The organism is Priestia megaterium (assembly GCF_023824195.1).
Lineage (GTDB): Bacteria > Bacillota > Bacilli > Bacillales > Bacillaceae_H > Priestia > Priestia megaterium_D.
Map to the genome: position 1 here is coordinate 1 of NZ_CP085451.1, position 10,689 is coordinate 10,689.

Consider the following 10,689-nt stretch of genomic DNA (forward strand, 5'->3'; position numbering starts at 1 on the left):
ATGCTGGTAAAAAAGATGTTAAATGGAATTATGATGAAAGAAATCACAATTAAAGAATTAGCTGATCAGTATGATGTAAGTACTCGTACCATCCAATTAAGAATTAAGAAACTAGGATATGAATGGGACAGTAAGCAAAGTATTTATCGTTATGTTGGGGAAGAGCCAGAACCTTTAGAAGTTGATTTTAATACCCTTATTTCTAAAAATAGTAAAGTGCCAGCAGAACAAAAGCAAGCCAATAGTGAAGTAGCAGCTAGTATTAGTCATGTGAATGAAAGTGAAAGTACTAGCGCTAGCTTTCCAAAAGCTAGTACGAATGCTAGCAAAGTAGATGCAATTGATATCTTGCTGCAGAATCCAAAAGACCGTTCTAAAAGAGTATATAGAGGATTTTATTTTGATGACGACGTTTTAAGTATTATTGATCGAGTTCCTAAAAGTTATAAATCTGAATTGGTAAATGAAGCTTTGAGAAAAGTGTTTAAAGAAAAAGGATTATTAGAGTAAAAAACTCACCTACATTTTAGGTGAGTTTTCTTGCTTATTCTACAAATAGGGTTTGCAAAAATGTAGGATTTGGTAGAAAATTAGACATAAGAAAAAGCCCTCAAGTTTTCGACGACTCCGAGGACTTTCTCTAAAAAATATTAAGAAGGGATTAACCTTCAACTACATAACTTTATAAATGTATTCTAACACAATTAGGTTAGTTCCTTCCACTACTAAATGGAGGAATTTAAAAATGCAAAAAGCATTGCAAGAAGCCGAAAAAAAAGCTAGATTACGAGAAATTGAAAACGGTAAAGTTCTAAGTGAAGAAGAATTAAACTATGCAAACGAACTTCAAGCCAAAGCTAATTCAAAGGGAATGAAGTTGGTTCCGGAAAGAAAAATTAAGAATAAAGTGAGGTTTGTACAGTTGATTCAAGAAAATATTTTATATTTAAGGGATATAAAATACTTAACTACTGCAGAGAAAAACTTTTTAATGGATTTAGTTCCTAATGTTGAATTTTCTTCTAACTGTATAGTTAATGATTCTAGACAAGTTAATTCACTTCCCGTTACTCAAAGTGATCTTGCAGAAATATTAGGAAAAAAGAAACAAAATATAAATCCGATTATAAAAGGCTTGATTGATAAAGGTATCTTAGCAAGGTCAGAAAGCGGAATAGAAGATAATAATGTCAGAGCATATGCTTTATTTATTAATCCTCACATTATGTTTTCTGGAGATAAAGACAACATAAATGGTACACTAAAAGCTATGTTTAGAAAAACACCTAAAGAATTAAAAAATCTACCTATTAGACTATTTTAAGAACCTGTAACAAGGTTCTTTTTTTGTTTTCGTAGTAATGATTTTTCATTACGAAAGTAATGATTTTTCATTACTACGGAATTAGACTAAAATCCTTTAGTATCAAGTGTTAAAGCCATGTTTAAAAAGTCTTCTCTTCTCACTCTATATTAAATAGCAATTCGCTGATAGAATTGCAAGGGTCTTTTTATATTTTTTTCGTGTAAAAAAAAGAAACTGAATTGGCTATTTTTCATGCAAGGTTCGAGTAGTATTTTTTAAGAAAAACACTTAAAAAATCTCCACTCTTTTCTCCTTGCATTTCAAATTTCGGCAGAGTTGGTTATATCGCCAAGCCGAACATACCCAAAACGAAGTTTAAAATGATCGGCTTGTGACGGCCATTATATCTGCCGAACCGCCAGAGCAGCCGTCCATAGTTGGTAATTTTAATAAAAATAGATTACACAAACGGGGACTAGTCCCCGGACCCCTAGCCAGCACGCCACCCCAAAACGAACGGGGTTGCACGAGTAAAGTTATAACTCAAAATTAAAGTGAATAGCATGCACGGGGGGCGTGCATCTGTTTTTAATAAAGTTATAATTTAATCAAATAATACAGCTTGTAAACATTGGTATATCAGTACTTGACTGGGGTTGAACGCCCCCCGTGCACGCAAAAAAAAAGATGTGCATGGGGGGCGTTCTTTGTTATTCTTTAAAGGACATTTTAGATGAGAAATATAACTATTTACATAAATATGCGTGCACGGGAGGGAACGGCATGTCAGATGCAAAGCTTGGCCAAGAACCAGCTTATTGGACTAGTGAAGTAGCAAAGAAACTAGAGGTATCAGATAGTACTTTAAGAAAGTGGTGTATCCAATTAGAGGCCACGGGTTATAAGTTTGTTAAAGGAGAGAATGATAGTCGGGCTTTCACTAAACATGACTTAAATGCTTTACAACTATTTAAGCAACTCGTAAAAGTTCAAAGAAAAACCAAAGAGGTAGCATCTTTAGAAGTAGTTGAGCGTTATGGTGCACGGCAAGGAACGCCCCCCATGCAACCTGCACAAATGGCCGTTCAAGCTCATGAGTTCAAAGATAAAATTGATGATATGGCTCAAAGTATTGAAGAAATAAAAAAACAATTACATGAACAAATGGAATTTAATAAAAAGCTTGTAGAACGTATGGATCAGCAAAGCATGAGTCATATACGTGAAATTCAGGAAACGAGAAAGCAACTTGCTGCTGCTCAGGAAAAAAAGAAGTGGTGGGAATTTTGGAAATAAAAAAGGACTGCTAGCTAGTTAGCAGTCCTTTTTTATTTAAATGGTTTGTTTCCGATAACATCTTAATCTCTACTTTTATTATAACCTTATTTGAAAATTATTTATAGACTGTTTTTCTACTCATGTCCGGCCTTATACTGTTATACGCAAGTCAAAAAGTATAAAGGGTGTGGCTATATGAATGACAAAAAGAATGTCTTAGATCCTGGTCCATTTTTTCATGGTACTAAAGCAGAACTGAAAATCGGAGACCTGCTTGAACCATTGTACTTATCCAATTATCAGGATAAAAAATCTAACCATATCTATTTTACTGGAACATTAAACGCTGCTAAATGGGGTGCTGAATTAGCAAGGTCTAATTCAAAAGAGAGAATTTATGTTGTAGAACCATTAGGCGATTTTGAAAATGATCCAAATTTAACTGACAAAAAATTCCCTGGAAACCCAACACGTTCTTATAGATCTAAATCTCCCTTGAAAATAGTGGCTGAATTAGGTTCATGGGAAAGACACTCTGATGAAGAAATAAATCATATGCTTACATCCTTAAAAAAGTTAAGTGAAGAAGGAAAAAATGTAATATACGATTGATTCTCATACTATTTAAACCTCAGTTAAATGCCAGATGAACAATGAAGGCGGCCTTATAAACTGATATATAATGGCGGCCTTTGTTATGGCTATAAATGTTATAAATATAAAGGTTTAGAACAAAATATGACGTAGCATTTATAAATTGTTGGAGATATTAAATAAAATCAATTCCTTTAACCTTACTCATTCTCTTATGGTTTTTTAAAATTGTTAGATGTGCTTCTTGATCTGTCATACAAAAAAATCCGCCTTTCACTTTTTCCCATCCATATTTCTTCATATATTGAATTGTATATAAATTTTCAATTTCTTCGGCTCTATTAAAGGTTATCATTCCTAAATCAATAATCTCTTTAATTTTTTGAGGGGGATGTTTCTTTGTCTAAGCAGATCCTCGACCTTTAAAATGTTTTTTTATTCGTTTCTTTGTGTCATTACTGGTTTGTCCAACATAGTAATTATGATTTTCTAATTTCAAAACATAAATATATCTATGCTGAATACTATCGTTTTCAATTGGCATGGGAAAACCTCCTTGAATACTAAGCTTTGATTTATTATATATGTAAAATATAGGATATTGGGGATGAATTGCTACAATACATATAATTAAACCAACAATTTTTATAAAAAATATTGAATGATGAAAGATAAAGGGATCGATTTAAGAATAAACATATAGCATACATACAATGAAGGCCGCCTTATAGATTTATACATAATGGGCGGCCTTTGTTGTGACTATGACTTAAAGGGGGAAACCTTTATTAGTAAAAATAGAAGTTTTCTACTGATGGCCGTCGTGATCAACCTTGCTATATGGATCTTTGTTCAGGAACAAATGACAAATGCCAAAGTTGAACAGCCTATTCTATCGATTGACCAACCTACGATGTGTAAATGAATAATGTTTATTTAAAAAGCAAAAGGGCATCCTCTTGCTTTTTATTTTTTACAGCGGCCAAGCTACTATGACGTATCTTCAAATGAGCATATTGGGTGCGAAGCGGCAGCCGATACGCTTATTTTCATAAATAAATACTTCCAGGGCAAACTAAACAATATGGTTTATATGCTATGGAGGTAAGTAATTTGAATAAGAAAAATGATACTAGATTAACCTCTTCAGAAATTACAAGTCTGTGGGTTCAATATATGAGGGAAACGATGGCAATTTGCATCAGTAAATATGTATTAGCAACTGTTAAAGATCCTGAAGTTCATTCTCTTTTTGGATTTTGTTTAGAACTATCTCAAAAACATCTCAAAGTGTTAAAAAAAATCTTAAATGCAGAAAATTTCCCTCTACCAAATGGTTTTACAGATAAAGATGTAAATTTGGAAGCTCCACCTTTATTCACGGATTCACTTTGGTTACATTACATACATGTTATGACGATTCATGGATTATCAGGACATAGCATGTCATTTAGTAGTTCTATTCGGAAAGATATTAGGGATCTTTATTATCAATGTAACATGGACGCGATGGATGTTTATAACAGATCAATTGATATTCTCTTATCTAAGGGCCTTTATGAAAGAGATCCTTATTTTTCAATGCCCCAAGGTGTCGAGTACATAACAGAATTAGGATATGCAATGGATATATTGGGAAAGAAAAGACCTTTAAATTCGATGGAGGCAGGAAATATATATACTGATTTAAAGAAAAGTATTTCAGCAAAAGCTATTCTTCTCGGATTTCAGCAGGTAACCCAAGATAAAAAAATACGTAAGTTTATGGAGGATGGTTTAAATTTAGTTAATAAGCATATAGGTCTTTTTTCTTCACTGTTACATGAAGGAGGTCTCCATACCCCACCGTTATTAGACAGAGAAGTTACAAATTCTAAGATCGCACCTTTTTCAGATAAATTAATGCTATTTCATGCCGGATTTATGTTTAATTTAGCTATGATATATTATTCGGTTACTATGTCTGTCAGTATGAGAATTGATGTAGTAGGACACTGTGAAGCATCGATTCTAAGAGATTTAAAACTTACTACCAGTTGGGGAAATATTATGATTGAAAGAGGATGGATAGAAAAGCCACCAGAAGCAAATGATCGAACTGAGTTATAACTATAAAAAGAAGTAGCATTCTAAATTCCGCCATTGTCAATGGTAAGCGGACCGTAGGGAGCATTAAGGAATTGACAATGTCACTACGCCAAGACCCTCTTGGCACTCAAACAAACGAGTTTGTTTGACGCCAACCGGCGAGGGAGCCCCCTCAAAAAAGTGAGGGGGTTGGGGGAGTTTTTCGAATGGGGTTAAGGGGAAGAGTTCCCCTTACAGGTGGTGGACGGCGTCCACGGTCTTAACGAAAAAGGGGATCCGTTTAGGATGTCTTTTTTTTCGTTTTGGCGGAGCCAAACACAGGGAGGAACTCCGACCGCCACCTCGTAGAGCGCGCTCCCAATTTGACCGAAGGTGAAAAATTGGTGTAGTGCGTTACACCAAATCTAAAGTTGTGGTATGCTGGACCTAAGAACAGTGGTCGAAATGGGGGATTGAGGGATGGCCAAATATGGGATTATCCGCATGCAAAAGTTCCACAAAGACGCAATATTAGGTATCCAGAAACACAACCAACGAGAAGGCGAGAACAGTAAAAATAAAGATATCGATTCAAACAAAACGATGCTCAACTATGACTTTGTGAATGAGGACAAAATTAAGTACCATGAAGAAATTAAGAAGATGACGACCACCCGTGTGAAACGAAAAATTCGGAATGATGCGGTCCTGGTCGCAGAGTTCTTTGTGTCGGCCAGTCCGGAATACATGCATGCGATGTCGCCAGACGAGCAGCGTAAATATTTTGAAGCATCACTGGACCATATAGCTGGCAAGTATGGTCAGCAGAACATTTTATATGCTACGGTACATAACGATGAATCAACGCCACATATGCACGTGGGCTTTGTACCAATTACGGAAGATCGACGCTTGGCCGCGAAAGACTATTTTCATGGCAAAACGAAGATTCGTCGAATTCAGGATGACTTTCATAACTACATGAACAAACGTGGTTATGACATTGAGCGTGGCGAGCCGAGCGAGCTTCAGCATAAAAGTGTTCATGAATTTAAGAAAGAAGAACGACAAAAAGAGCTAAACAACTTAGACCAACAACTAATCTTCAAGGAAAAAGAGATTCAAAGAATGGATAACTTACGGAACCTAAAGGAAGAGGGATTAGTTGATATACGTAGTGATCAGAGTATTGAAGAGCTTTGTCGTAAATCTGTTGAAATTGAAGTAAGTAAAGGTATGCTTGGTTCAAAAGTGAAAGTCGAAGAAGATGATTTTCATTGTGTCGTTGATCTCGCAAAAGAATTGCAGGAGAAGCTGGCGGCCGAGCATAAGCGTACAAATGCATTAAGCCAAGAAGTTGAGAAAATGATGAAAGAGAATAAGGTGTTAACACAGCAATTAGAGAGTATAAGAGAAGATTTGAGTATGCATCTTGTTCATCAAGAGAGAGAAGTGGAAAAGGCGAAGCATTTGATGAGGCAGAAGTTGATACGAGATTTCTCTGAGAATGAGAAAGAAAAATTGAAAGAAGAGCTTAAAAGAGAACTAGATAGCGAATATAAGGCTCATATAAGCTCTTTAAGCGACGATTTAACGATTGAGAAGCAGAAACATGAGAAAACGAAAAGAGAGCTTGTACAGGCAAATAAAGCGAATGATACCCTGACGAAGATGAATGTTGACTATATAGAAAATTATGTGCGAAAAGAGGATCTTGATAAAGCCAATCAGCAAGTTAATGAATTAAAGAAAGAGAATAAGACATTGAAAGCTTGGAAGGAAAAAGCATTGAATTGGATAGATAAGAATGTCGAGAAGATGAAGCAGATCTCGTTTTTTCAACATGTAGCTGGAGTCCAAAAAAGAAATAAAAGGCAAGATCAAGAAATTGAAAGATGATAATATCAATAAATGCTTTAAAACGTTTGATTAAGAACACTAAGCATAAGGGCAATTTGAGTTAATAAGGTCTCCTTCAAACTAGAATCAGTACAGCTAGAATGTTGTTGTATTAAGTATAAGAGTTCTCTGTTGAATAATAGGAGTTCGTATCTAGTTAGCATGAAATTTCTCCTTCTTTTATAAAAACTATTTTTTAAAAGCTTCGAGTAAAAATGAATAGTTTTATATACACAAAAAAAGCTATTTCATTTCTATGGGCATTGGCTTTGCATAGAAATGAAATAGCTTTTTTACAGGGTTCACACGTATAACAAGTAACGAAAAAATAGCTCCAAATCAATATTATCATCTTTTTTCCATAAATACTATATTTTTCCTGCGGGAGGTTAAATGAGAAGGAAAGAGCAAGAAATAGAAAGATAAAGTTCCGTTGTACAAGGACATTTGTATATTGTAAGATATTCATATAAAAGTAAAAAATCAAAACTAGAACAAGGTTAATCTAATCGTTCTAAGAGTGATTAACCTTGTTTTAGTTTTGCCATTAAAAGTAAATGGGTGATGGGGGTATTGGAGTCTCATAAAGTGATCTTAAAAGAAGCTTTAACAGTCGAGATTGAAAAAGAGAGAAAATCTTTGATTGAAACGGCATTTGAAGAGGGTTTTACAAGTAAAAATACAGTGGAAATTAGTCAATTTATTGATGAGATGTTAAATGAGTTAGAAAAGATTAGGTAGTTCTATTAAATATAAGAAAAGCCCTCAAACTTAATTGGGGGCTTTTCTTACATGTGTGGTTTCTATTTATTATTGATAAAAGGTGAAACATGTGCAAATATAAAATACCTCATGTATCCATAGTTTGTCGAGGTTAAAAAGTCACAAAATAAAAAGCCACCTCATCTTTAATGGCATTGGAGATGAGGTGGCTTTCTAGGATTCACACTCGTTGAAGAATGAATGCTACAGCGATTAAATTATATCATATTTTACCAATAAATATATATTTTTCTTGTTTTAGCATATGAATAAAAGGTGCGCTTTTTATTCATCTATTTGTCACTCAGCCCGAGAGGAAACGTTGATAAATCAAGGATGTATAAAAAGTTGCATACTCCGGAAAAAGAACCCTCGGCGGAACCGTTCTGCGACAAGGGTTCTTTTTTGATGTGTGTTCCGGAAAGAGGCATTATGTCAACTAATTATGTATAGCGTATACAGTCTGAAAACAGAAAAAACTCCTGTGACCTGTTCAGAAGTTTTTTCTGTTTTTAAGCTGTAGTTGTTGGTTGATGCCGAGTCGGAGGGCATCTTGTTTAGTTTGCTTAAACTACTGAATTTTATTCTTAGATAATCTAAAAAAAGAAAGCTGCCAGGGAGGACAGCTTTCTTTTTCATAAGGTTGCAGTGGAAGACGTTGTTCAGACATCTTAAGTAGTTTGCTCAAAGTATTAGAAATTACTCATTTGTATAAGATAGATACTTTTATGTAAATAATTAGTAGCTAATAGTTGATGCTTATTAAAATTTTCGACTAACACTTAGGATGTGAATGTATTGGATTTTTTTTATAGTCAAGAATCACTTACTGCAGTTCAATGGATTCTAAGAGCAGTTATTTCTTTTTTCTTTTTACTCATTGTTACTAAAATAATGGGACAAAGATCGCTGTCTCAGTTAAGGCTACTTGATTTTATAATGGCTTTATCAATAGGCAATATTATTGCTCATCCTTTGTCAGATCAACATTTAGGAATGAAGGGTTCTATGATAACGATAGGTGTATTAGTTATTTTATATCTTATCTTAGTATTTTTAAGTCTTAAGTGGTTAAGATTCACAAAATTTGTTGATCCGTCGCCTTTTCCTCTTATAAGAAATGGGAAGATACTCTATAAAGGTCTAACTAAAGCTAGGATACCTATTGATGTTTTATTAACAGAATTAAGAAAAAAACAAATCCATGATATTCAACAAGTTGCTCTAGCATTATGGGAATCAGATGGTACTATATCGTTTTTTTTAGAATCTCAGTATCAAACACTAACTCCTAAAGATATGAAGCTAATGACAAAGTCTTTCTCTTTTCCTATAACAATTATTAAAGATGGGAAGATTGATTTTGAGGAATTAAAACAGACTGGTAAAGATGAAAATTGGTTAAAAAATCACATTAGAACGGTACATAGTTTAGATATAAAGAATATTTTATTAGCAACTATGGATGATCAGAATGGCAAGATAAACGTGTTTTTATATAAGTAATTATGAAGTCTCAGATGTATGTGTAAACTGTCTTTCAAGAAAATTAACAAACAGATATAACTGTTCTAAGGTATAAAATCCAGTATATCTGTTTGTTTTTCCTCTTGAAGTATTTCAATTCCACCTATAGCTTCTAAAGCATGTGCAAAGGATTTGAGGGAAACCCCGATTATTTCAAGTTCTTGAGCTTTGAATGTTACCTGTTCATTCATTGCTCCAACTTGTTGTGTTACTCCTATAGTCTGTAAAAATTGGCCGACTGTTTCAATCCAAACTGCAGATACCACCTTTTCATTACCAGATGATGGATCTTCATTTATTAAAAATAAATTTGATACCCCAATTGTTTCAATAATTTGGCCAATGGTTTTAATCCAAACCCCAGTTGCGATTACATTTTCAAATTTTAATTTCAGTTCTTCGTTTTCTGTATATTTATCGTCTTTTTTTGTCCCCATTTATTTTCACCTCCGTTAGTGGAGTTCTATTATATTTATCTATATATTATGTTTAATATTGATTTCTGATAAAACCCATTATGCTAACTAAACATATGTATGATATACATCTAAAAAAACAGAAAAACTCCCAGGCGGCAGGGAGTTTTTTGTTTTTAACAACTGTAAATCCGTTCTGGAGGGTAACTGATCTACCGGGATTCAATGTTATGGTTCATTCATTCTATGTAAACTAATCTAAATGGTTTATATATATCTACAAAAATCTTATTATTTCTACCAGTCCAAAGTATAGGCGAGCATTTTAATTTTTTATGCATATCTTAGAAGTATTAAACATATATGGGGGTGAAAATATGGGCTTTGGCGGTTGCGGCTATGGCGGATATGGTTACGGCGGAGGCGGCTGTGGTTTTGGCAGTGGTTTTGCTTTAATTATTGTCCTCTTTATTCTATTAATTATTATCGGAGCTTCTTGTTTTGGCGGCTTTGGTGGAGGATGCTAATCATTAAATCTAATTTGTTTAAAAAAGAGTTGGCTAGATGCTAGCTTTTTTTATTTACCTTTTCTGTATACACTTAGCAAGTGCTGATAATACGTTTTATGTTAACTATGAAGCGAAAAAGCTATCTTTGGGGAAGATAGCTTTTTCTACTGATAAATAAAATTAGGTTGTAAGTAAAGTCCTACAATACTTCTTCCGTAGTTTGCTCAAAGATTAAAATAACTATGCAGGCTTAAAAAATTATAACAGGAAATATCATCTTGCATTTGAATACTAGTACTATACTTTTAAAGTAGAAGTGGAGGCTAGTATA

Annotated in this window: 12 protein-coding genes; 9 read left to right on the forward strand and 3 right to left on the reverse strand. The window is 33.9% G+C overall.

Annotated elements, in window-relative coordinates; translation table 11 throughout:
* The 4 genes from LIS78_RS31175 (at position 1) to arr (ending at position 3,196) form a co-directional block, all read left to right on the forward strand.
* On the forward strand, positions 1–510 hold the full coding sequence (locus LIS78_RS31175) for a helix-turn-helix domain-containing protein (RefSeq protein ID WP_098400035.1): 510 nt from the start codon (positions 1–3) through the stop codon (positions 508–510).
* A 235-nt stretch (positions 511–745) separates the two neighbouring features.
* Positions 746–1,324, forward strand: a complete 579-nt coding sequence (locus tag LIS78_RS31180) for a MarR family transcriptional regulator (RefSeq protein WP_098400036.1) — start codon at positions 746–748, stop codon at positions 1,322–1,324.
* Positions 1,325–2,089: 765 nt separating this feature from the next.
* Entirely contained in the window at positions 2,090–2,602 is a 513-nt protein-coding gene (locus tag LIS78_RS31185; RefSeq protein ID WP_176544085.1) for a DUF3967 domain-containing protein, read from the forward strand.
* A gap of 177 nt (positions 2,603–2,779) precedes the next feature.
* Positions 2,780–3,196: an NAD(+)--rifampin ADP-ribosyltransferase gene (gene arr / locus LIS78_RS31190; RefSeq protein ID WP_097812968.1), complete on the forward strand. Its 417-nt coding sequence runs from the start codon at positions 2,780–2,782 to the stop codon at positions 3,194–3,196.
* Positions 3,197–3,353: 157 nt separating this feature from the next.
* On the opposite strand, the gene LIS78_RS31195 is transcribed toward arr, so the two are convergent.
* Together LIS78_RS31195 and LIS78_RS31200 are read right to left on the reverse strand one after the other, a co-directional pair.
* Positions 3,354–3,533: a hypothetical protein gene (locus tag LIS78_RS31195; protein ID WP_252285845.1), complete on the reverse strand. Its 180-nt coding sequence runs from the start codon at positions 3,531–3,533 to the stop codon at positions 3,354–3,356.
* A 48-nt stretch (positions 3,534–3,581) separates the two neighbouring features.
* Positions 3,582–3,722 (reverse strand): GIY-YIG nuclease family protein, encoded by a 141-nt coding sequence (locus LIS78_RS31200; protein WP_252285846.1) that lies wholly within the window; start codon positions 3,720–3,722, stop codon positions 3,582–3,584.
* 569 nt (positions 3,723–4,291) lie between these two features.
* On the opposite strand from LIS78_RS31200, the gene LIS78_RS31205 reads away from it, so the two are divergent.
* From LIS78_RS31205 to LIS78_RS31220, 4 genes are all read left to right on the forward strand, one after another.
* Complete coding sequence (locus LIS78_RS31205) at positions 4,292–5,287, forward strand: DUF3231 family protein (protein WP_252285847.1); 996 nt, start codon at positions 4,292–4,294, stop codon at positions 5,285–5,287.
* Between the two features lie 438 nt (positions 5,288–5,725).
* On the forward strand, positions 5,726–7,144 hold the full coding sequence (mobV, locus tag LIS78_RS31210; RefSeq protein WP_252285841.1) for a MobV family relaxase: 1,419 nt from the start codon (positions 5,726–5,728) through the stop codon (positions 7,142–7,144).
* Between the two features lie 564 nt (positions 7,145–7,708).
* Positions 7,709–7,885: an aspartyl-phosphate phosphatase Spo0E family protein gene (locus LIS78_RS31215; RefSeq protein ID WP_252285842.1), complete on the forward strand. Its 177-nt coding sequence runs from the start codon at positions 7,709–7,711 to the stop codon at positions 7,883–7,885.
* 819 nt (positions 7,886–8,704) lie between these two features.
* Positions 8,705–9,412, forward strand: coding sequence for a DUF421 domain-containing protein (locus tag LIS78_RS31220; protein WP_252285843.1), 708 nt, complete (start codon positions 8,705–8,707; stop codon positions 9,410–9,412).
* Positions 9,413–9,477: 65 nt separating this feature from the next.
* On the opposite strand, the gene LIS78_RS31225 is transcribed toward LIS78_RS31220, so the two are convergent.
* Positions 9,478–9,870, reverse strand: coding sequence for a hypothetical protein (locus LIS78_RS31225; protein WP_252285844.1), 393 nt, complete (start codon positions 9,868–9,870; stop codon positions 9,478–9,480).
* Positions 9,871–10,226: 356 nt separating this feature from the next.
* Here LIS78_RS31225 and LIS78_RS31230 point away from each other — a divergent pair, with 356 nt between their 5' ends.
* Positions 10,227–10,376: a YjcZ family sporulation protein gene (locus tag LIS78_RS31230; RefSeq protein WP_098197342.1), complete on the forward strand. Its 150-nt coding sequence runs from the start codon at positions 10,227–10,229 to the stop codon at positions 10,374–10,376.
* Positions 10,377–10,689: the final 313 nt, after the last annotated feature.